The sequence below is a fragment of the Nonomuraea mangrovi genome, from assembly GCF_042681425.1.
Lineage (GTDB): Bacteria > Actinomycetota > Actinomycetes > Streptosporangiales > Streptosporangiaceae > Nonomuraea > Nonomuraea mangrovi.
The window spans coordinates 52,726-72,826 of record NZ_JBHUFV010000043.1; the positions used below are offsets into that span (position 1 = coordinate 52,726).

General features: G+C 68.0%; 22 protein-coding genes. 13 read left to right on the forward strand and 9 right to left on the reverse strand.

Going from position 1 to position 20,101, the window contains the following annotated elements; all coding sequences use genetic code 11:
* The first annotated feature begins 4 nt into the window (after window positions 1–4).
* Window positions 5–571 (forward strand): MFS transporter, encoded by a 567-nt coding sequence (locus ACFSKW_RS28325; RefSeq protein ID WP_379575508.1) that lies wholly within the window; start codon window positions 5–7, stop codon window positions 569–571.
* A gap of 121 nt (window positions 572–692) precedes the next feature.
* Here ACFSKW_RS28325 and ACFSKW_RS28330 read toward each other — a convergent pair whose 3' ends face one another.
* Window positions 693–1,190 carry an amino acid kinase family protein gene (locus ACFSKW_RS28330; protein WP_379575509.1) on the reverse strand — a complete coding sequence of 166 codons (498 nt, stop codon included), beginning with the start codon at window positions 1,188–1,190 and terminating at the stop codon, window positions 693–695.
* A 133-nt stretch (window positions 1,191–1,323) separates the two neighbouring features.
* Between ACFSKW_RS28330 and ACFSKW_RS28335 the strand changes: the two genes are divergently transcribed.
* The gene (locus ACFSKW_RS28335; protein WP_379575510.1) at window positions 1,324–2,211 is read left to right on the forward strand and encodes a GntR family transcriptional regulator; all 888 of its coding nucleotides are present in this window, start codon (window positions 1,324–1,326) and stop codon (window positions 2,209–2,211) included.
* 122 nt (window positions 2,212–2,333) lie between these two features.
* On the opposite strand, the gene ACFSKW_RS28340 is transcribed toward ACFSKW_RS28335, so the two are convergent.
* Together ACFSKW_RS28340 and ACFSKW_RS28345 are read right to left on the reverse strand one after the other, a co-directional pair.
* Complete coding sequence (locus ACFSKW_RS28340) at window positions 2,334–2,567, reverse strand: hypothetical protein (protein WP_379575511.1); 234 nt, start codon at window positions 2,565–2,567, stop codon at window positions 2,334–2,336.
* Window positions 2,568–2,618: 51 nt separating this feature from the next.
* The gene (locus tag ACFSKW_RS28345) at window positions 2,619–2,924 is read right to left on the reverse strand and encodes a winged helix-turn-helix transcriptional regulator (protein WP_379575512.1); all 306 of its coding nucleotides are present in this window, start codon (window positions 2,922–2,924) and stop codon (window positions 2,619–2,621) included.
* A gap of 200 nt (window positions 2,925–3,124) precedes the next feature.
* On the opposite strand from ACFSKW_RS28345, the gene ACFSKW_RS28350 reads away from it, so the two are divergent.
* From ACFSKW_RS28350 to ACFSKW_RS28385, 8 genes are all read left to right on the forward strand, one after another.
* Window positions 3,125–4,120, forward strand: coding sequence for an NAD(P)H-dependent flavin oxidoreductase (locus tag ACFSKW_RS28350; RefSeq protein WP_379575513.1), 996 nt, complete (start codon window positions 3,125–3,127; stop codon window positions 4,118–4,120).
* Window positions 4,121–4,449: 329 nt separating this feature from the next.
* The gene (locus ACFSKW_RS28355) at window positions 4,450–4,866 is read left to right on the forward strand and encodes a hypothetical protein (RefSeq protein WP_379575707.1); all 417 of its coding nucleotides are present in this window, start codon (window positions 4,450–4,452) and stop codon (window positions 4,864–4,866) included.
* Between the two features lie 154 nt (window positions 4,867–5,020).
* Window positions 5,021–5,851: an SDR family oxidoreductase gene (locus ACFSKW_RS28360; RefSeq protein ID WP_379575514.1), complete on the forward strand. Its 831-nt coding sequence runs from the start codon at window positions 5,021–5,023 to the stop codon at window positions 5,849–5,851.
* A gap of 106 nt (window positions 5,852–5,957) precedes the next feature.
* Window positions 5,958–7,682 carry an N-acyl-D-amino-acid deacylase family protein gene (locus ACFSKW_RS28365; RefSeq protein WP_379575515.1) on the forward strand — a complete coding sequence of 575 codons (1,725 nt, stop codon included), beginning with the start codon at window positions 5,958–5,960 and terminating at the stop codon, window positions 7,680–7,682.
* Complete coding sequence (locus ACFSKW_RS28370) at window positions 7,679–8,899, forward strand: cytochrome P450 (protein ID WP_379575516.1); 1,221 nt, start codon at window positions 7,679–7,681, stop codon at window positions 8,897–8,899. The genes ACFSKW_RS28365 and ACFSKW_RS28370 overlap by 4 nt, the downstream gene beginning before the upstream one ends.
* Entirely contained in the window at window positions 8,896–10,374 is a 1,479-nt protein-coding gene (locus ACFSKW_RS28375) for an AMP-binding protein (RefSeq protein WP_379575517.1), read from the forward strand. The genes ACFSKW_RS28370 and ACFSKW_RS28375 overlap by 4 nt, the downstream gene beginning before the upstream one ends.
* Window positions 10,375–10,839: 465 nt before the next feature.
* Complete coding sequence (locus ACFSKW_RS28380; protein ID WP_379575518.1) at window positions 10,840–11,379, forward strand: YrhB domain-containing protein; 540 nt, start codon at window positions 10,840–10,842, stop codon at window positions 11,377–11,379.
* Between the two features lie 117 nt (window positions 11,380–11,496).
* Window positions 11,497–11,757, forward strand: coding sequence for a hypothetical protein (locus ACFSKW_RS28385; protein ID WP_379575519.1), 261 nt, complete (start codon window positions 11,497–11,499; stop codon window positions 11,755–11,757).
* 78 nt (window positions 11,758–11,835) lie between these two features.
* Here ACFSKW_RS28385 and ACFSKW_RS28390 read toward each other — a convergent pair whose 3' ends face one another.
* Both ACFSKW_RS28390 and ACFSKW_RS28395 read right to left on the reverse strand, forming a co-directional pair.
* Entirely contained in the window at window positions 11,836–13,284 is a 1,449-nt protein-coding gene (locus ACFSKW_RS28390) for a WD40 repeat domain-containing protein (RefSeq protein WP_379575520.1), read from the reverse strand.
* 264 nt (window positions 13,285–13,548) lie between these two features.
* Window positions 13,549–14,121, reverse strand: a complete 573-nt coding sequence (locus ACFSKW_RS28395) for a DUF6461 domain-containing protein (RefSeq protein WP_379575521.1) — start codon at window positions 14,119–14,121, stop codon at window positions 13,549–13,551.
* A gap of 296 nt (window positions 14,122–14,417) precedes the next feature.
* On the opposite strand from ACFSKW_RS28395, the gene ACFSKW_RS28400 reads away from it, so the two are divergent.
* On the forward strand, window positions 14,418–14,891 hold the full coding sequence (locus ACFSKW_RS28400; RefSeq protein ID WP_379575522.1) for a hypothetical protein: 474 nt from the start codon (window positions 14,418–14,420) through the stop codon (window positions 14,889–14,891).
* A gap of 47 nt (window positions 14,892–14,938) precedes the next feature.
* Here the strand turns inward: ACFSKW_RS28400 and ACFSKW_RS28405 are convergent, their stop codons facing one another.
* The gene (locus ACFSKW_RS28405) at window positions 14,939–15,319 is read right to left on the reverse strand and encodes an STAS domain-containing protein (RefSeq protein ID WP_379575704.1); all 381 of its coding nucleotides are present in this window, start codon (window positions 15,317–15,319) and stop codon (window positions 14,939–14,941) included.
* Between the two features lie 207 nt (window positions 15,320–15,526).
* Here ACFSKW_RS28405 and ACFSKW_RS28410 point away from each other — a divergent pair, with 207 nt between their 5' ends.
* Window positions 15,527–15,838, forward strand: a complete 312-nt coding sequence (locus ACFSKW_RS28410; protein WP_379575523.1) for a helix-turn-helix transcriptional regulator — start codon at window positions 15,527–15,529, stop codon at window positions 15,836–15,838.
* A gap of 126 nt (window positions 15,839–15,964) precedes the next feature.
* Here ACFSKW_RS28410 and ACFSKW_RS28415 read toward each other — a convergent pair whose 3' ends face one another.
* A complete protein-coding gene (locus tag ACFSKW_RS28415; RefSeq protein WP_379575524.1) occupies window positions 15,965–16,297 on the reverse strand; it encodes a hypothetical protein in 333 nt (110 codons plus the stop codon).
* Between the two features lie 283 nt (window positions 16,298–16,580).
* Window positions 16,581–17,195: a hemerythrin domain-containing protein gene (locus tag ACFSKW_RS28420; protein ID WP_379575525.1), complete on the reverse strand. Its 615-nt coding sequence runs from the start codon at window positions 17,193–17,195 to the stop codon at window positions 16,581–16,583.
* Window positions 17,196–17,536: 341 nt separating this feature from the next.
* Here ACFSKW_RS28420 and ACFSKW_RS28425 point away from each other — a divergent pair, with 341 nt between their 5' ends.
* Window positions 17,537–18,718, forward strand: coding sequence for a zinc-dependent alcohol dehydrogenase (locus ACFSKW_RS28425; RefSeq protein ID WP_379575526.1), 1,182 nt, complete (start codon window positions 17,537–17,539; stop codon window positions 18,716–18,718).
* Window positions 18,719–19,605: 887 nt separating this feature from the next.
* Here the strand turns inward: ACFSKW_RS28425 and ACFSKW_RS28430 are convergent.
* A complete protein-coding gene (locus ACFSKW_RS28430) occupies window positions 19,606–19,965 on the reverse strand; it encodes a cupredoxin domain-containing protein (protein WP_379575527.1) in 360 nt (119 codons plus the stop codon).
* Window positions 19,966–20,101: the final 136 nt, after the last annotated feature.

Consider the following 20,101-nt stretch of genomic DNA (forward strand, 5'->3'; position numbering starts at 1 on the left):
TGACATGCGGGCCGTGGTGAGATCGCTGGTCGCGATGGGGACGGTCGGTGACCGTCTCGGGCACGAGCGGATCCTGCTCCTCGGTCCCGTCGCCTTCACCGCCGCGTCCGTCATCGCCGCCTGTTCCCCCAGCGCCAGCCCGCTCATCGGGGCACGGGCGGTCCAGGGCGTCGCCGCCGCCGCGCTGGCGCCGTCCTCGCCGGCGCTGATCCGCACCTTGTTCACCGACGTACGGCAGCGCACCCTGGCCATCACGATCTGGATGATGGCCTTCATGGGCGGCGGTGCGCTCGGCCCCCTGGTCGGTGGCGTGCTGCTGCAGTACTTCTGGTGGGGCGCGGTGTTCCTGCTCGCGATTCCTGCCATGGCCTTGCTGCTGGTCACCGGACCCTTCCTGATCCCCGAATCCCACGCCTCGAACTCCGGGCGGCTTCAGCAGCGCTGCAGCTGGTGCTCGACCTGTCCCCGCTGGAGGCCGGCCTGTGGCAGCTGCCCACCGCGGTCACCGGCACCATCGTGGCCCTGGTGGTCTCCGGCCTCACCGGCCGGATCCGCCCCGCCGCCCTCATGAGCGGACTGGCGCGGGCAAGCGGGAGTTCATCCGGAAGTGCTGGAGCGAGTACTTCTTCGCCGATGCCTCGATCGACGGCGAGTTCGTCGAGCCGTTCACGCCGGCGCGGGAAACAGGGCCTTCACCGAGGAGGAGCCGGTCCCCATGCTTCAGAGGTAGACGAGCCCCTCGGGTACGTCGGGGCGCACCTCGGTGCCGAGCGCCCGGCGAGCAGGTCGTCGAGCCGGTCGAGCGGGCCGATGAGGGCGCGCCCGCCCGCCTTCGCGAACCGCACCGCCGCGTCGATCTTCGGCTTCATGGAGCCTTCCTCGAAGGGCAGCTCGGAGATGGCCTCCGGCGAGGCGGTGAGGATGTCACGCTGCGCCGGGGTGCCCCAGTTCTCGCTCACGTACGCGGCGTCGGTAAGCATGATCAGCATGTCGGCCTGGAGCTCGGCGGCGAGGGCGGCGCTGGCCAGGTCCTTGTCGACCACGGCCTGGACCCCGGTCTGCCGGCCCTTGCCGTCGGTCTTCACCGGCACGCCGCCACCGCCGACGCAGACGACCAGCTGGCCGGCCTCCAGAAGTGCGCGGACGAGCGGCGCCTGCACGACGCGCAGCGGCATCGGCGAGGGGACCACCCGGCGGAAGGCCGAACCGTCGCGGGCTATCGTCCAGCGGTACTCGGCCGCCGCCTCAGCCGCGTCCTGGGCCGAGTACCAGCCCGTTCGCCACGGAGAGCGCTGCGGGCCCGCCCTCGCTCAGGTGGATGTCGTGGCGGGCCGCCGGCGCGAAGGGCACGTCGGGGTCGCCGACGGCTTCCGTGCTGGGGCGGCGCGTCGCTGCCAGGATCAGGTCCGCCACTCCGGGCCCCGAGACGATCCCGCTCTGCGGAAAGACGACGGATCGCGCGTTCGGGTAACCGGCCATCGTCTCGCGAGGCTGCGGCATCCGGTCGACACACCCGGGCTCTCCCTCGACCAGCTGGCTTACGAGTGGGTCCGCGACCGGATCATCGACGGCACGTTCAAACCGGGCGCGCGCATCCGAGAGCGCACGGTCGCCGCAGAGCTCGGCATCTCTCGCATCCCCATCCGCGAGGCGTTCCCGCGACTGGAGAGCGAGGGGTTCATCCGCAGCCTGCCCCGGCGCGGCGCCGTGGTCGCCTCGCTGACGGCGCGAGACGTGAACGAGCTCTACGACGTACGCGGCTCGCTCGAGGTGCTCGCCACCCGACTCGCGGCCGAGCAGTGCTCGCTCGGCGCGTCCGCCGAAACTCTCCGGGTGATCCTCGAAGAGGCGGAGACAGCCGTCGCCGCCAACGACGGCGCGCTGCTGTCAGCTACCAACTCGCGCTTCCACGCCGAGATCCTCAGGCTCTCCGACAATCAGCTACTGCAAGACCTCATGGCACCGATCCTCGGGCGCGTGAACCGGCTCTTCTACATCGTGCCCGAAAGCAACCAGGTCAACTTCCACCACGAGCACGCCCAGCTCTACCGGGCGATCTCGTCCGGCCAGGCGGATCTGGCCGCCGCGCTGGCCTTCGCACACATGGAACACAGCCGGCGCGACACCCTCCCGATCGTGCAGTCACTTCTCGACGAAGCCCAGACACCCCAGCCGAGAGGCGCCCGTCTCATGGTCAGGCGCACACCATAGGTGCACGTGATCCGCAGGCTCGACGACATCTGCCACGATCACCACGCCGGTGACCGGCTGCCGATCCGTGCGGCAAACTCGCTCATCGCGCCGGCCTGAGGTTTCACGCGGTGTCAAGCGGCTCAGCGATACTCGTGGATCAGGCCGCAGACGGCGCTCCGTCGCTTGATTCGAGCCGTGGGATCGACCACCTCGGCCGGATCGTGCGTGGGTTGATGTGGTGACAGTACGCGCACACGCCGAGCGGCGTGCTCGATGACGGCCAGAATGTACGGGCGCTGCCTGTTCAAGGTGACGGTCTCGAGGATGTCGCAAGCCGGCAAAGCGTCGGCTTGCGCGCGCAGGAAGCGGCCCATGTGGTGGACGCTCGCTCGGGAGCTCAGACCCTGCGCGTGGGGGTTGATCCGCTACAGCTGTGCGGAGTCCATGTCGTCGGATCTCTCGGAAAGGGCGGTGGCCCAGCGGGATGACCACTGGACCAACGGGCGCAGGGATTGGTAGGCGTCCTCGCCGAGTGGGGTGAGGGCGTAGCTGGTGTCGGGCAATTGGGTGACGAGGCCCGCCTCCGCCAGCTCGAGCAGGCGCTGGCGCAAGACGCTGGACGACATGCCGTCGCAGCGTTGCTGCAAAGGGCGAAAGCCGCATGGGCCGTTGTTGAGCTCCCAGATGACGCGCAAGGCCCAGCGCCGGCCGAACAGGTCAAGGGCTGCCATGAGGGGACGGCCGGTGGTCGAGCCGCGTACGGGCCTTCCTGGCCTGGGAACGGGCATGGCGGGCCTCTCAGCGATCTGCCAGTGTGGCCGGTCTGTGGGCGGGAGTCCGGGGTTCGGGCTGGATAGTGATTCTGATTTCGAAATGCTAGCATCCGGGCTGCAGCGATTCGGAAACAGAAACACCGAGGTGAGGGGCATCGATGAGCGGATGGGTGACGCCTGTGTGCGAACGTCTGGGGATCGAGGTGCCGATCGTGCAGGCGCCCATCGGGTCTGCTGTCACGCCCGAGCTGGTCGCGGCCGTCTCCAACGCCGGCGGGCTGGGCATGCTCGCGCTCACGTGGGTCACACCTGAGGAGGCGCTCAGCCAGGTACGGCGAGTGCGTGCGCTCACGGATCGGCCGTTCGGTGTGAACCTTGTGCTGGACTTCCCTATCGACGATGTGCTGGCCGCATGCCTGGAGGAAGGAGTGAGGATCGTCTCCACCTTCTGGGGAGATCCCGGGGCGGTGAGCGGGCGGGCGCACGACGCGGCGGCGCTGCACGTGCACACGGTGGGCTCCGTGCGGGAGGCCGCGCATGCAGCGCAGGCCGGGGTGGACGTGGTGGTGGCGCAGGGCTGGGAGGCCGGGGGGCACGTGCGCGGACGCGTGGGCACCATGGCACTGATCCCAGCCGTGGTGGACGCCGTCGGGCCGATACCGGTGATCGCCGCCGGCGGGATCGCGGACGGGCGGGGCCTGGCCGCCGCGCTGGCCCTGGGCGCACAGGCTGGATGGCTGGGGACGAGGTTCTTGACCGCGATCGAGGCGGCCACGCACAGCGTCTACCGGCAGGCCGTACTGGAGGCCGACCCCGACGAAGCCGTATACACGCACTGTTTCGACGGCGGATGGCCGGACGCACCTCACCGGGCCCTACGCAACTCGACCATGACCGCGTGGGAGGCGGCAGGATGTCCAGCGGCTCCCGACCGGCCCGGCGAGGCGGACCCGGTGGCCACGGATGCGCGGGGGCGCGTGCACCGACGCTACGACGACATGATCCCCGTCGCGGGCATGGACGGCGATCTCACGGCCCTGGCCCTGTACGCCGGCCAGTCGGCCGGTCTCGTTCACGGCCAGACTCCAGCAGGTGAGATCGTGGCGAACATCGCCGCCCAGGCTACGACTCTGGGTCCCAGAGGTCCGCGGTGACACCCGCCGAACAGACCCGCTCCGCGACCACGAACAGCTTGACCTCGCGTGAGAGGACATCGGCATGACCCGGATTCCTCACCCTCCGCGACCTTATCGCCCTACTCGATCCGAACACCCGCTTGCGTGACGGCTTCATCCGAGGCCATGCCGTCGCGTCGCGGGACATGGCGCTTCTGACCCCACGCCCGCCCTGGTTGGGCGCTCATACTCCAGCTTCAGTTTTTTGGGGTGCAGCGTGCCGCTTTTGTGGTGGATCACGACGTGGCGGGGTCGGACTGGCGGGCCGGTCCGGCAGGCCGGAACCGCGGCGACGGGCTCAGGCGCACATGCGGGGATCGCTGCGCGGCTATGTGGTCGAGCATGATCGTGGCGGCGATGGCGGCGCGGACGGCTTCGGCGCCGTGCCCTGCGAGCGCCGGGCCACTCTTGACCTGCCGGCCCTGGCCGTCCATCCGGCGGGCCACGCATGGGCGTGGTCTACGACGCGGCCGGGGGTATTCGTGGAGCACGAGGGCCAGGTGGCGTTCGCTGAGGATCAGGATCCGGCCCAGGAGTCCGCGACGCACGGTGCCGATGACGTCACACGCGATGATCGCGTGGGCTTGAGCGGCCAGAAACTACTGCCGGCCGCCGCCCTGATCGCGCAACAAAACCCAGCTCACGTACAAAATCGCGTTCCGAGAGGGACACCCGCAAAAGCGGCCATTACCAAGCGCTTGCTTGTGATCGCCGTGCGGACTTAGAGTCGAGGAGATGTCCATGCCTGAAGGTCCTCTGGCCGGGCGGGGCTCGCCCTGGGCCCGTTCGCCGGGATGACGCTCGCCGACCACGGCGCCGGAACCGGTGGGGCGACCCGGTCGGCTTCACCGTCGACGAACCGTTGTGGAGGGAGCGGCCATGAACCTCGGCGGCCAAGGAGTGCTCGTCACCGGCGGCGGCAGCGGCATCGGGCTGGGCGTCGCCAAGCGCCTTGCCGCCTCGGGCGCCGCCGTGACGATCTGCGGCCGCAGTGAGGATCGACTGGCCGCCGCCTGCGCGGAGATCGGCAAGGCGAGCTACGTGGTGGCCGACGTGGCTGACGAGGAGCAGATGGCGACGGCCGTACGGCGGGCGTGGGAGCACGCGGGCGACCGCCTGGACGGGGTGGTCGCCTCGGCGGGCGGCTCCGGCTGGCTGGGCCCGATCACCCGGCTGCCGATCGAGGAGTGGCAGAAGGTCATCGCGACGAACCTGACCGGCACCATGCTGGCGCTCAAGCACTCCGCCGCGCTGATGGCCGCGGCGGGCGGCGGCTCGTTCGTGGCGATCTCCTCGATCGCCGCCTCCAACACCCACCGCTGGTTCGGCCCGTACGGCGTGGCCAAGGCGGGCATCGACCACCTGTGCATGCTGGCCGCCGACGAGCTCGGCCCCAGCGGCGTCCGGGTGAACGCGATCCGTCCCGGCCTGATCCGCACCGAGATGGTGTCGATCATCACCGACACGGAGAACCCGGTCCTGGCCGACTATCAGGCCTGCACACCGCTGCCCAGGGTGGGCGAGGTGGCGGACGTGGCCGCGCTGGCGGCCTTCCTCCTGTCGCCCGAGGCCTCTTGGATCACCGGCCAGGTCATCAACGTGGACGGCGGCCACTCACTGCGCCGCGGCCCCGACTTCTCTCCCTGGCTCGAACCCGCCTTCGGCCGCGACGGCCTGAGAGGGGTGACATCTACCCAGACCCCATCCTGATATGTCCGGCGCCAGCGCCGGACATATCGAGAAATTTCGGTATGACCGCCACATCGTCGGCGCGAGCGATGCGGCGGCTCCGTGACACTCTCCCACCGGAGCGACCATGCACGATCTTGTCATTCGCGCCGCCACCGTCGTCGACGGCACCGGCGCTCCGCCGTACACCGCCGACGTCGCCGTCACGGACGGCCGCATCACCGAGGTCGCCCGCCAGAACGGCGCGGACCGGCCGGGGCGCGCCCGGCGCACCGTCGAGGCGGACGGGCTGCTGCTCACGCCCGGCTTCGTCGACCTGCACACGCACTATGACGGCCAGGCCACCTGGGACCCGCTGCTCGGTCCCTCGTGCTGGCACGGCGTCACCACCGTGGTCATGGGCAACTGCGGCGTCGGCTTCGCCCCCGCCAGGCCCGACCGGCGCGAGTGGCTGATCGGCCTCATGGAGGGCGTCGAGGACATTCCCGGCACCGCCCTCTCCGAGGGGATCGCCTGGGAGTGGGAGAGCTTCCCCGAGTTCCTCGACGCGCTGGAGCGGCACCCGCACGTCCTCGACCTCGGCACTCAGGTGCCGCACGGCGCGCTGCGCGCGTACGTGATGGGCGAGCGCGGCGCGCGCAACGAGCCCGCCTCCCCCGACGATGTCGCCAGGATGAAGCAGCTGGTCAAGGAGGGGATCGAGGCCGGCGCGCTGGGGTTCTCGACGAGCAGGACGCTGGCGCACAAGGCGATCGACGGCGAGCCGGTGCCGGGCACGTTCGCGGCGGAGGACGAGCTGTTCGGCATCGGCGAGGCGCTGCGCGAGCTCGGCAGGGGCGTCTACGAGATCGCACCGGCCGGAGCCGCGGGCGAGGACGTCAACGCGCCGATGAAGGAGGTTTCCTGGATGAGCAGGCTGGCCGAGGCCATCGACCGGCCGGTGACCTTCGCGCTGCTGCAGATCGACTCGGTGCCCGACCTGTGGCGTGAGCTGCTGAGAGCGTCGGCCAAGGTGGCGCGGCTGCACCCGCAGGTGGCCTGCCGGCCGTTCGGGATGCTGATCGGCCTGGAGGCACTGCATGCCTTCGCCGATCGCCCCTCATATCAGGACATTTCCACCTTGCCGCGCCACGAGCGTGTCCACCGCATGCGGGACCCCCAGGTCAAGCACCGCATCCTCCACGAGGTCCCGAAAGAGGAGGACATGCTCGCGGCCCTCTGCCGCGGCTTCACCGACCGCCTCTATCCGCTGAATCCAGAAAATCCGGACTACGAGCCGCACCCCAGCACCTCCGTCAAGGCCCAAGCCGAACGCCAGGGCCGAGAGCCGCTCGAGCTGCTGTACGACCTCATGCTGGAGGACGACGGCCAGGCGATCTTCCTTCTGCCGATACTCAACTACGCCAACGGCGACCTGGATCCCCAGCGCGAGATGCTGTTGCACCCGCAGGCCGTGCTCGGGCTCGGCGACGGCGGCGCGCACTGCGGCTTCATCTGCGACGCCTCCATGCCCACCACGATGCTCTCCCACTGGGCGCGCGACCGCTCGCGCGGTGCGCGGCTGCCGCTGGAGCACGTCGTCAAGCTGATGTCGCGCGACACCGCCCGGCTGTACGGCCTGCACGACCGCGGCACGATCTCCCTCGGTATGAAGGCCGACCTCAACCTCATCGACTTCGAGCGGGTCCGCAACCACCGCCCGCGAATGGTGCACGACCTGCCAGCGGGCGGACGCAGGCTCATCCAGCGGGCCGACGGCTACGTCACCACCTTCGTCGGCGGCGTCCAGACCTTCTCTCACGGCGAGCACACCGGGGCACTGCCTGGCCGGCTGATCAGGGGCGGAGCATGAGCGAACTGTTCAGGACCACGGAGGCGGCGATCGCGGGCAGGAAGGCCACGGCCGGCCACCGGACCGGCATCGACCTGCTCGACGGCGACATGTACGCGGACGATCCCTGGTCGCTGTACGCCTGGCTGCGCGAGCACTCCCCCGTCCACTACGACGAGGCGAACGACCTGTGGGGCATCTCCCGCCACGCCGACATCTCCGCCATCGAGCGCGATCCCAAGCTCTGGACCAGCACCGGCGGCTACCGCCCGCAGCTGCCGTCCGACCCCTCCATGATCGGCATAGACGATCCGCAGCACGCCGAGCGCCGCCGCCTCATCTACCGCCGCTTCACCCCGCGCTACGTGCACGAACGCTACGCCGAGCGGATCAGGGCGGTGGTGGTCGAGCAGATCGGCCAGGCGCTGGAGGAGGGCACGGTGGACGCGGTGCCCGCGCTGGCCGCGCCGCTGCCCGCCCGGATGATCGGCTGGCTGCTCGGCTTCCCCGACTCCGATTGGCCCAAGCTCAAGCACTGGTCGGAGACGACCATCGCGGCGGGGGGCGGCCTGCGCTACGTCACTCACGAGGCCGCGGTCGCCGCCGGGGAGTTCGGCATGGCCGTGCTCGACCTGGCCGCCGAGCGCCGCAAGTGCCCGCACGACGACCTCATGTCGCTGTGGTCGGCACGACCCGACTACGACGACGAGCACCTGGCCAACGAGGCGCTGCTGCTGCTCGACGGCGGCGCGGAGACCACGCGCACGGTGATCGCCACCGCCATCGACGCGCTGATCAGGCACCCGGACCAGTGGCGCCTGCTACGCGAGGACCCGTCGCTGGTGGAGAACGCGGTCGAGGAGTTCATCCGCTGGACCACCCCGATCCTCAACATGTGCCGCGCCGCCACCCGCGACACCGAGCTGCACGGCCACCTCATCAGAAAGGGCCAGCAGGTCCTGCTCATGTACGGCTCGGCCAACCGCGACCCTGCGGTCTTTGCCGACCCCGACCTGTTCGACGTGACCAGGAAGCCGGGCGGCCACATCGCCTTCGGCCTGGGCACGCACTTCTGCCTCGGCGCGGCGCTGGCCAGGCTGGAGCTGAAGATCTTCTTCGAGGAGTGGGTGGCCAGGGTCGACTCGGCCGCATGGGCCGACGCGGAAGGTCCACGGCTGATGCGCAACTCGTTCGTGCGCGGCATCACGTCCTTCCCGATCGTCCTGGAGGCGCGGTGATCAACCTCGCGGACGTCTTCGAACGCGCCGCGGACGCGGTGCCCGACCGGCTCGCGCTGGTCGCGGGCGAGGTCCGGCTGACCTACCGCGAGCTGGACGAGCGCGCCAACCGGGTGGCGCACTGGCTCCAGTTCCAAGGGGTACGGCCGGGCGAGCACGTGGGCATCCTGTCCTGGAACCGCGCGGAATGGCTGGAGAGCATGATCGGCTGCTTCAAGGCAAGGGTGGCGCCGGTCAACGTCAACTACCGTTACGTCGAGCGGGAGCTGGCCCAGCTGCTCGGCGACGCCGACTGCGTGGCGCTGCTGGGCGAGGCCGACCTGCTGGCCAGGGCACCTTTCGACGGTCCCGTGCTGGCCTTCGGCGAGCCGTACGAGCGGGCGCTGGCGGGTGTGCAGGGCGGCAGGGACTTCGGGCCGCGGTCGGGGGACGACCCGTACATCCTCTACACCGGCGGTACGACCGGGCTGCCCAAGGGCGTGTTGTGGCGTTCGGAGGACATCTACCTCGCGGCGATGAGCGTCTACTCGGGGCCCATCGAGGATGTTTCGGAGCTGCGCTTCGGGCCCGAGGGGCTGCGCTTCCAGGTTCACGCGCCGCTGATGCACGGCAACGGGCAGTGGAGCACCTGGATCTGCCTGTCGGCGGGCGGCACGGTGATCCTGTGGACAGGGCGGCACTTCGATCCTGCCGCGGTGCTGGAGCTGGCCGAGCGCGAGCGGTCGCAGGTGCTGTCGTTCGCGGGGGACGGCATGGCCAGGCCGGTCGCCGACGAGCTGGGGCGCCGGCCGTACAAGCTTGAGGTCTTCTCGGTGGGGTCGGGTGGGGCCCCGCTGTCGGCGACGACGCGCGAGAGGATCCGCGCGGCGCTGCCCGACGCGATGATCGTCGACAACTACGGCGGGTCGGAGACGGGTGCGGTAGGGGCCGCCGCCGAGGAGGAACGCCCCAGGTTCGCGTTGGGTCCCGGCTTCGCCGTGCTCGGCCCCGATCACCTGCCGGTACGGCCAGGTGAGCAGGGCGTGCTGGCCAGATCAGGAAACATCCCGCTCTGCTATTACAAGGATCCGGTGAAGTCGGCCCGCACCTTCGTCACCGGGCCGGACGGGACCCGCTGGGCGCTGCAGGGCGACCAGGCGATCCTGCACGAGAACGGCACCGCGCTCATACTCGGCCGGGGCTCGATGGTGATCAACACCGGTGGGGAGAAGGTGTTCCCCGAGGAGGTGGAGATCGCCGTGCGCAGCCACCCGAAGGTGTACGACGCGCTGGTGGTCGGTACGCCCGATCCACAGTTCGGCCAGCGGGTGACAGCAGTGGTCGCAGGTGAGGTGACGCTGGAGGAGCTGGCCGAGCACTGCCGCGGGCGGCTCGCGGGTTACAAGATCCCCCGAGCGCTGCGGATCGTGCCCGAGATCAAGCGGACGCCCGTGGGCAAGCTCGACTACGCGTGGGCGCGGACGTTGTTCGCGTAGTCCTTCAGCGTGATCGAGTCGTGAAGCCTTCGGCCAGGCGGCGGGGTGGGAAGGCCTTTCGACGGTGAGGGGTCCCCCAGCTCGATCACCAGGTTCCTGGCCTGCTGCGCAACCCACGGCATGGAGGACCGCCTGAGCCTGCTCGGCGGGCCGCCCGCCGCCGCGACGCCTACGTCACCGCCGCCCCCTCCACATCGACCGCCACAGCCGGGCCACCGTGCGCTTCACCTTCCCCCGCGCCGCCGGCAAAGGCCACGCCCGCATCGAGGCCGCCTGCCGCTTCGCCGTGCCGCCCGCGACCTGCTACCCGACCCCGAACGCTCTATCTCGGTCGGCACCCTCCACAACCACATCCCCGACCTTCAAGAACTACGTTCCGCGCAAGCCTCAGACCGCGTTTGAGATCTCGGTGGGGACGGCGCCGGCATGCCCAAAACCGGTTGACCTGTGGTGAATGATGCGATCGTGATCTCCAAGGAACGCGCCGTCCAGCTCGTCGAGTCCTTCCTGGCCACAGAGCGGCTGACATGGTCATGGAGTGGGCCGGCCCCCGAGCTGGCCGTCTACCACGTGGAGGAACACTCGGTCGGCTGGCTCGCCTTCTGGAACACGGCGGAGTACGCCCGCACCGGAGGCGTGCGCAGCAACCTCATGGGCGGCGGCCATTGCCTGGTGGACCGGCACGACGGAAGCATCCACTACATCCCCGACGCCTGGTGGTCGGAAGAGGGCTGGGAGGAGCACTACCTCCTGCAGACCAAAGGCATGAGACCGCCTGATCCACTGGCCTCCGCTGTTCGCGCGCTCGTCCACTCCGCCGGCGTCGTGGCCGCGATGAGCCACCTGCGCAAGCAGGCCCCGCGACTGAGCTTGCAGGAAGCAAAGACCTACGTCACGACCGTTCGGGACGGTGCCGAACCACCGGAAGAGCTGGCAAGCCTTACCCGGAAGGAGCCGAAGTGGCCGCCTCTGCCCATCGAAACGCTGGCTGGTCCGGTCCAGTAGAGGTCTGGCTGAGGGGTCGAGGAGACCGTGTCGCTGATCCACGTCGGGTAAGTCGGCCCCGGGCCGGTGGGTCCGCATGCTGAAACGGTCGCCGACGGTCCCACGAAGGCGCCGGTGGTGGCAGCCGCGCAGCAGCTCCTGGACGAGCGGGTGCATTCGCTGCCCGGCAGGCAGGACATCGCGAGTGCCCCGTTCGCCGTGGAGATCGACGGCACACTGTTCGGTCTGGTCCGCGAGTGCCATGGGGAGTATCCCGACGGCGAGGAGCCGGACGGCTGGGCCGAGTTCCACCCGAACCGGCTCGGGTTCAGCGGCGCCGTGGGACGGCTCGTACGACACGTGAGGGGCCCTGCGGTTGCGTCAGCGGACGGCGCGTGAGAGCAGCCGAGGGCCTGGCCTGGTTGCCGGGTGGCCCCGGGTGGGCGTGACGGCTGCGCGAACTCCTATCCTCTCAGCTCAGAGGGCACCCCACATTACTTTCCCGGCTTCGCCCCGTGGATTCAGGCTTAGCACCCAATCAATCGAGCACGCTGCCAGGGTATCTTCACCAAAGAGGCCGCCACCGTATCGCGTCCAATCAACATCGCCAGCGTATCGAGTCCACTCTTCGCGAGTAATCTTCAGATCGCCTTGAGCATCACAAACGACATCCACGGGATCCTCCAGCATCTCCGGCAAGTCTCTCAGGTCCCACATCGTCACTCCACGGTCGGGACTAGCAGTGAGCGCCACCTCTCCGTTAGCACTGACGGCGACATAGCCGACTTCTTGCGAGTAATTCTTCAGGGAGGAGATGCTTGTCGGCCGAGATTGCATCGACAGATCCCAGAGTGGCACACTGCCGCCATCTCCCGCAAAAAGTGCGATCTTCCCGGAGTCGGAGAGGGCGATACCATGAAGATCCTGGTTGGGCATATCTAGAGTGGCAGTATGAATCGGTGCCGCAGGGTCTGCCAGCGACCATACATCCGCCCGGCGCGAGTTCCCGACGAGGATTTCACGTCCGTCTGCAGTGATCGATATCGGTCCTGCACTCTTAAATGGCAGGTCCAGGCTGCTACGTTGGATTGGGTCATCGTGGCGGCCGAGGTCCCAGATAGCCACGTATCGATCCTTTGCCAGAGTAGCAGCAAGGCGGGCATCAGCGTCAAGAGAGATGCTACTGATGGGGCCACTCGGGAGCCGAACATGCGAGCGTCTGATCGGTTTCGTTTTTACACTGAGATCCCAGATGGAAAAATTACCGTCGAAGTCACCGACACATGCTGTGCGGCCGTCACGTGACAATGCGAGCGACTCTATCCCGCGATCAGCCTCACTTGCGGCCCCCGTATTGATAGCTCCTAAGCGAGTAGGCTGTGCAAGGTTTTTCAGATCCCATAGCACCGCGGTGCCGTTATCTTGGCCGATCAACGCGGTTCGACCGTCAGAGGAGAGTGCAAGGGCGTCTACATCTTCGTAATCACCTTCCAATCCAGCTCGCTTCTCGACTTCACCTTCTATATTCGGATCGAGCACTCCGCTCAGATCCCAGACGCCGATCTCGTCTGCATCTTTAATGAGCGCCACGTGGCCGTCCTGGCTCAGCGCCACACTGCGGGCACCTCTTGGATTTTGAGCGAAGAGATCCTCGCGACGCAGCACCAAGAAGCTTTCAAACAGCGCCTTGCGACTTGCAGCGTCCTCGTTGATATGCACCGCGGCCACGCCGAGCGTGAGGGACGTATATGGATCCACATCCCTCAGTTCGCTCGCATGGAAGGCTAGAGAGCGAGCCAGAAGGATCCGCTCATTCATGAAGGCTTCCTGCTGTAAGTAGACCAACGACGAGCCGACCGTAGCTATGACACTCAGCACGACCAGGCCGATGACGACAAGGCCTTTCACGCCAAGACGGACGTTCATGCGGCACACTCACCTCCCGCTCATTGCCAACGTCGCCGGGGGGCTACAGAATATCGGTGATGATGGCTTGAGAGGATGAGAGGGCTACAGAGAGCCTTTTTCATCCTCCCAGCCGGCCAGCCCGGAAGCGGGTGATGTGGTGTTTCTTGGACTGGACGGAATCGCCCGACGACCTGCCCGGCGACGGCCGGAGTGTTCACCTCTACCGGTTCACCTGCGCTGAGCTGCGACTTCAGGAGGAAAAAGACTCACTGTTGGCCAACGTTACGACTTGGTTGGTTCTGGGACGACACCCCACATGAACGTGGAGCCCTTCAGCAGTTGCTCCGTCGCCCTGATCCCGGTCAGGTGCTCGACGAGTAGGAAAGCCGGCCCTTCGTAGAGCCGGGGAAACGATGGGTAGAGCCTGTCGATCTCCGCCATCGTGTCTACGAGTTCGTCCGGGGTCCCTATCAGATAGCCGTCATCGCCGCCCCAAGCGAATCTGATCTCGCCGTCCTCGCACCAGTAGAAGTAGTCCATGGCCTTGATGCCGAGTGCGGCTTGGGAGACGAGGCGGGTGCCTTCGGAGAGTTTAGTGATCACGTCTTCGCAGGTGCCGAGCCAATCAGGGTCGAAAACGAACGTCCAATCGCCGATGGAGGTGACGCCGAGAGGCTCCCCAGGGAGTGGGTAGTGATCCGGGTCGTCGGGGAAGGGACCCGGAGTGAAGTCCTCCCATCGACCGCCGAGGCGGGCAACCACCTGTTCAGGCGTGGCACGGATGTAGATGAAGCTGTAGCACTCCTCGGAGTATTCGCCGCAGAGCCAAGAGATATCGAGGGGCTGCATGGTCATGTCGCCATGGTGCCAGCCGCCACCGACAGGCACAGAAGCCGCTCGTCACGGGACGATGAGACCGGGCGCGATGTGGCGTGGCGCACCCTGGCCAGCGTGAACTCAGGATTCTAGTGATCAGTGAACCTTTTTCACCGCCGGGCAGGCCGCCTGCTGTCACAGAGCCTTTTCATCCTCCCAGCCGGATGGCTCGGAAGCGGGTGATGTGGAGTTGCTTGGACTGGGTGGGAGCGCCCGACGCCTTGGTCGGCGGCGGCCTAAGTGTTCGCCTCTACCGGTTCAGCTGCGCCTTCAGGATGAAAAGGCTCACAGTAGAACGCCGAGGACACATCGCGCGCTGCTTTCTGGCCGGCTTCGGCGGCGTGCACGCGCTGCTCGGCGTCCGCGGCGCGTTCGCGCTGGGCATCGACCTGCTCGCGCGCGGTGACCAGGTCGGCCTCGGCGCGGGCGAGCAGGAGCGTGGTGGCCTGGGCCTCGCCCTGGCCGCCATCAACTCCAACCGGGCCTGGGCGGCCTGCTGCTGGGCGTGCTCGGCGCGGCGGTCGGCGGCCTCAGCCCGAGCCAGGGCCTGGGTGGCGGCGTGCTCCGCGGACTCCAGCGCGGCCTGCAGGGCATGCAGCCGCTGGTCGGCGGAAGCGGCCGCGACCGCGACGTCGCGGCGCGCGGCCTCCAGCACGGCGCGCGTCTCGGCCAACTCGGCCCGGGTCTCGGCCTCCACCATCGCGCGGGTTTCCCGGGCCGGCAGGTGGCAGCCGCCGCGCGCGAGGTGAATGTCGCAGGCTTCCCGACACAAGGCCAGAGGCGGCCCCGGGTAGCGCTACGCGATGTCACTTGAGGGCTCACTCGGAAGAATCAGACCGGTGGCCTGGAGCGCGCCTTCCAGCGTGGGATAGACGTCGAGCCGTCTTGCCGCTCCAGCAATCTCCAGGACCCGAGCTGGGCACGGCTGCACGGCGATCAGATGGAAGCTTCCGCCGTGCGCGCCGGCGCGGTCGCGTAGACGCAGGAGCAAACTCAGGGCGGTGCAGTCCATGAAGGCGAGCCCACCCAGATCCAGAACCAGGGGACGGGCCGGTTCAGGGTGGTGTTCGGCGACGTAGTCCTCCAACTGGGCGACATTGGTGGCGTCCAGTTCGCCGGACACGACGATCAGCGTGCCACGCAGCAGGCTGACAGCCATCAGAGACAGCGACGTCATCACGACCTCGGTGATCTCCGTGCGGCTGGCCAGGAGGGCGGAGGGAGCTGTAGACGTGTCTTTCAGGGTCCTCGAGGTCCGCCTGGCCAGGCGGTGCATAACATGACAGGAGAAGCATAATACCTGAAAGGCATTTCATCATATAAGCTTCTGGTAATCAGGTGCGTCTATTCCTCGGCACCTTCGGGACGCGGATGAGAGTGAAGCATGCACGAACGAGAAGCCGAACGATCGCCCCGTTGGACCTTCCTCACCCACCACGCCCGGGTTCTGCTGGGGATCGCCCGCAACCCCGAAGCACGACTGCGTGACATCGCCGCCGGCATCGGCGTCACCGAACGCACGGTTCAGGCCATCGTCAATGATCTACATGGGGCCGGCTATCTCACCCGCGAGCGCGTCGGCCGCCGGAACACCTACTCCCTCAACCGCGATCTCCACTTCCGCTACCCCACCGAGGCCGGTGTGCCCATCCGCCACCTGATCGAGATCTTCACCGATCGCGAGCCGATTCGCTGAAGCGGTCATGGTCGACCGGCCGGAGGAACCCCGAACAGCGACCCATCCGGCAACGCGATGCGGCACCGCGCCCCTTCGCCGATACAGCTCACGCGCTCGGGCCTGAGGGTGGCCAGGCCGAACGAGTCATACTCCACTCCGCCCGCCCGAAACAACCCCAGATCCAGCATGCACGCTGCCGCGGCCGGCACCCGCGCCTGCCCAGCCCCCGCTGCCCAAGATGCTCACGCAGACCCCGACGGAACCCGGCAGCCGCTCAGCCATCTCCGTGACCCGGTCGAACTTGATCCGGTCCTGCTCCTGACGCCACACACCGTGATAGCGATACTGCCGACGCCCCGCGGCGTCTGTGCCCACCGCCTGTAGATGCACGTCGGGATCGCGACAGATCCAAACCTGCCGCCACGCCGGCGGAATCGCCAGCGCGCGAATTCTGCCCAGGACACGGGGATCGCGCACCTGACGACCGTCGGCGTAGTGATAGACGAACCCCCTGCCCCGACGGCCGCGTGTGATCCGCAGCTCCTCCGGGCGCGGTCAGTCCCCCCATCCGGGCGCACGCCGTTGAACAGAGATGATGGCGACGCCCGGCATGGCACCACTGAAGAGCAACACCCGGACAGGCGTCCCACCTGCTTGCAGCCCGACCTGCCCCGGCAGCGACGATTCATGCGGATCGGTTCTCGGTCCGCCGCTGCGGGGCCTGCACGCGTCGGTGGCGGGTGCGCAGGAGGTCAGGGTGTCACGAACCTCTGTGCTCGAGGGCCTTGGTGAGCTCCTGCTTCGTCATGGACGAGCGGCCGGGGATCTTGGCCTGCTGCGCCCGGTGGTACAGCTCCTCCTTGCTCAACCCTTCGGATCGGCTGCCGGGCGTCTTGCTCCGCTTCCGGGACGCCTTGCTATTCGCCGTGGGCAGGCCGTGCTGAATTTCTCGTGCCTTGCGCTCACTGAAGGCCCTGCCGAGTTCTTCGAGCCGCCGGCGGGAGATCGCTTGCTTGAGCGCGGGGAGGATCTCGTTCTCCTCTTCCTGGACGTGGTGAGTGACCGCCTGGACGAACTCCTCCAGAAGGGGGTCGAACCGCTCATCGTCGGGATCGACGTCCAGCAGGTTGAGCAACATCCGCTCGGCCTCGTGGTGCTCATCCGTTCCTTCGCGGACCTGATTCCGCTCGCTGGGAACCGTCTCGAGGATCTCCGGGTAGACCAGGTCCTCCTCCCCTCGGGAATGGGCGACGAACTTGGCGGCCAATTCCGCGAGCAGCGCGGGGCGGTCCTCGGTGTCCTTCCTGATCCGGTCGAAGAGCCTTTCCACGTCGCGGTGGTCAGCGGTGATCATGCTGATGACGTCCATTGTCATGACTTCTCCTCTCCGGCGGGCCTCGCTACCCGGCAGGGAGAGGTGTACGCGAAGTTGGCCGACAACGGAGCTGCTGTTGGCGATACGCAGACGCTTGTGGCCACGGTCCGCCATGGGGGCGCGTCCCGCCCCGCGAAGCGATCACGTGCCTTCACTCGCGGCCGTGTCCGCGCCCACCCCGCAGGCGCCGGTCCCGTGACCGCGCGGAAGAGAGCAGTGCCGTTTGACGGACTCCATGTGGGTATGCGGCTGTTTTGCATCCAGCGAGGAGGCCTCACGACCATGGAAGCGTGGTCATCCCGCTCGGTCCATGACCGCACCACCGGAGTAGAGGAGCGACGATGAAGGCCGTCACCTGGCACGGCAGACGCGACGTACGTGTGGAAGAGGTCGCCGACCCGGCGATCAAGGAATCCACCGACGCGATCATCAAGATCACCACTACCGCGATCTGCGGCTCCGACCTGCACCTGTACGAGATCCTCGGCCCGTTCATGACCCCCGGCGACATCCTCGGCCACGAGCCGATGGGCGTCGTCGAGGAAGTCGGCCCCGACGTCACCCACGTCAAACCTGGCGACAGGGTCGTCATCCCGTTCAACATCGCCTGCGGCCACTGCCATATGTGTGACCTGCGGCTGTACGCCCAGTGCGAGACCACCCAGGTCCGCGAACACGGCACCGGCGCCGCCCTGTTCGGCTACTCCAAGCTGTACGGCCAGGTCCCCGGCGGCCAGGCGCAATACCTGCGGGTCCCGCACGCCGACTTCGGCCCGATCACGGTGCCACACGGCCCGCCCGACGAGCGCTTCGTCTACCTGTCGGATGTCCTGCCCACCTCCTGGCAGGCCGTCCAGTTCGCCCACATCCCCGACGGCGGCAGCGTCACCGTCTTCGGCCTCGGACCTATCGGCCAGATGTCCGCCCGCATCGCCCGTCACCTCGGCCACCGGGTCATCGCCGTGGACGGCGTGCCCGCCCGCCTGGACATGGCCCGCCGCCATGGCGTCGAGGTCGTCGACGCCGCCCATACCGACGATGTTCCCGAAGCCATCCGTGAACTGACCGAGGGCCGTGGCAGCGACTCGGTCATCGACGCCGTCGGGATGGAGGCCCACGGCTCCCCCGCCGCCCGGCTCGCTCAGCGGGTCACCGGCCTGCTACCGGACGCGATGGCCGCGCCGCTGATGTCCACCGCGGGACTCGACCGCCTCGCGGCGCTCAACCAAGCCATCTCCACGGTACGGCGGGGCGGCGTCATCTCCGTGATCGGCGTCTACGGCGGCATGGCCGACCCGCTGCCCATGCTGCGCATGTTCGACAAGGGCATCAGCCTGCGCATGGGCCAGGCACACGTCAAACGCTGGATCGACGACCTGATGCCGCTCGTCACCGACGATTCCGACCCGCTCGCCGTCATGGACCTGGCCACACACCGGCTCCCTCTCGACGAAGCGCCGCACGGATACGAGATCTTCCAGAAGAAGGCGGACGGCGCGATCAAGATCCTGCTGACACCATGACCCTCGTGACCCACACCGGGGTCACCTTGAAGGCCGGTTGCTTGGAAACCGGATCGAGCCGGGTCGGGGGGTGAGCTCGTTGGCCGCGCGGTTCGGCTCGGCCAGCGGAGGTCGCCTCAGCCGACAACGCGCAGACGACACGAGCAGCGTCGACGCGTGATCGGATCGGGTGTGTCAGCTCAGCGCCTTCTCCAGTTGCGCCTTGGTCATACTCGACCGGCCCTTGATGTTGCGGCGCTGGGCCTCGGCGTACAGCTGATCCTTCGTGCGGCCGCCCGCGCCGGAGTGCGAGCGCAGACCACCGCGCCCGCTGGAGGAGATGTCCTTGGTCGAGGTGGGGCTGGCGACGTCACTGCGTGGACTCTTGCCCAGCCCCTACCCCTCGACCACCCTCGAATCGACCTGAAGGTCTGCTACGCCCAAACAGAGGCTCAGGGCCGCAAGCCCATCCACCGCCTGTGGCCCACCCAGGGCATCAAAGGTGAAGCATCGCAGTTGCTTCCGCTTCCCCGGCACTTCGAACAGCTCGCGGAGATGGTGGATGAGGACGCCGCCGTGGGCCCGCGATCCCCATCTGGCCGGGCCGGGCGTCGAGAGGGTGTTCCACTCTGGTCGATCGGCGCGGATCCGTGCGAGAACCGACACGGGGCGGGCGGAGCGTCCTGCGTGCGGCTGGGGGTCTCCACCGCGGGGACCGGATCGTCCGACACATCGCCTACTCCGGCTGGGATCCGGTGGCTTTCCTGCTCCGCAGTCGGACTCGCCGATCGAGTGATGCCCTCAGCGCCGCCATAAGTCCTCCCAACACGCGGTCATGTTCGGTGACCTCATCCCAGCCAGAGCAGGACGCAGACGATGGTGAAGGCGGCGGAGGCGCAATAACGGTGCTACCTCGCCCAGATCCAGGTCCACATGCCCCTTTGGCGGTGGTGGCCCACCGGGCACCACAGCAGATATCGGCCCTTCTTCAGGGCGACTGTGAGCGTTGTCCTTTCTCCGGGCTCGATGACTGCGGAGGTGCTGCGGACTCCGGCCCCTCTGACCGACAGCGCGTGCCGATGCCAGCCCACGTTCTTGATCCTGAACTGTACGGCGCCTGGCCTGAAGCGATACCTCTGGAGCACGATGAAGAAGCTTCCTTCCCTCACCTGGACGACAGCTGTGTCGCTGATGCCAGTGGGGACTTGAGGCGTCGCCACGGCGGCTGGGCCGCCGACCGTCAGCGTCAGCGCGGTGGAGGCCAGCACCGCCCCCAGGCGAGTCGGCCCGGAATGAATTGCGGAAAACATGAGCGCCCTCCCTTCATCGCCGTACTACCGGTGTCAGCCATGGCGGAGGCCCCTTTTACCTGCCCATATGTATATAGCGGGTACCCCAAGAAAG

What these genes read in the sequence shown, in the direction of transcription:
- ACFSKW_RS28325 (WP_379575508.1), top strand. Translation starts at nt 5, where the DNA reads ATGCGGGCCGTGGTGAGATCGCTGGTCGCGATGGGGACGGTCGGTGAC.
- ACFSKW_RS28340 (WP_379575511.1), bottom strand. Translation starts at nt 2,567, where the DNA reads ATGGGCCGCTTCCTGCGCGCGCAAGCCGACGCTTTGCCGGCTTGCGAC.
- ACFSKW_RS28345 (WP_379575512.1), bottom strand. Translation starts at nt 2,924, where the DNA reads ATGGCAGCCCTTGACCTGTTCGGCCGGCGCTGGGCCTTGCGCGTCATC.
- ACFSKW_RS28350 (WP_379575513.1), top strand. Translation starts at nt 3,125, where the DNA reads ATGAGCGGATGGGTGACGCCTGTGTGCGAACGTCTGGGGATCGAGGTG.
- ACFSKW_RS28355 (WP_379575707.1), top strand. Translation starts at nt 4,450, where the DNA reads ATGCGGGGATCGCTGCGCGGCTATGTGGTCGAGCATGATCGTGGCGGC.
- ACFSKW_RS28360 (WP_379575514.1), top strand. Translation starts at nt 5,021, where the DNA reads ATGAACCTCGGCGGCCAAGGAGTGCTCGTCACCGGCGGCGGCAGCGGC.
- ACFSKW_RS28365 (WP_379575515.1), top strand. Translation starts at nt 5,958, where the DNA reads ATGCACGATCTTGTCATTCGCGCCGCCACCGTCGTCGACGGCACCGGC.
- ACFSKW_RS28370 (WP_379575516.1), top strand. Translation starts at nt 7,679, where the DNA reads ATGAGCGAACTGTTCAGGACCACGGAGGCGGCGATCGCGGGCAGGAAG.
- ACFSKW_RS28390 (WP_379575520.1), bottom strand. Translation starts at nt 13,284, where the DNA reads ATGAACGTCCGTCTTGGCGTGAAAGGCCTTGTCGTCATCGGCCTGGTC.
- ACFSKW_RS28395 (WP_379575521.1), bottom strand. Translation starts at nt 14,121, where the DNA reads ATGACCATGCAGCCCCTCGATATCTCTTGGCTCTGCGGCGAATACTCC.
- ACFSKW_RS28400 (WP_379575522.1), top strand. Translation starts at nt 14,418, where the DNA reads ATGAAAAGGCTCACAGTAGAACGCCGAGGACACATCGCGCGCTGCTTT.
- ACFSKW_RS28405 (WP_379575704.1), bottom strand. Translation starts at nt 15,319, where the DNA reads ATGACGTCGCTGTCTCTGATGGCTGTCAGCCTGCTGCGTGGCACGCTG.
- ACFSKW_RS28410 (WP_379575523.1), top strand. Translation starts at nt 15,527, where the DNA reads ATGCACGAACGAGAAGCCGAACGATCGCCCCGTTGGACCTTCCTCACC.
- ACFSKW_RS28420 (WP_379575525.1), bottom strand. Translation starts at nt 17,195, where the DNA reads ATGACAATGGACGTCATCAGCATGATCACCGCTGACCACCGCGACGTG.
- ACFSKW_RS28425 (WP_379575526.1), top strand. Translation starts at nt 17,537, where the DNA reads ATGAAGGCCGTCACCTGGCACGGCAGACGCGACGTACGTGTGGAAGAG.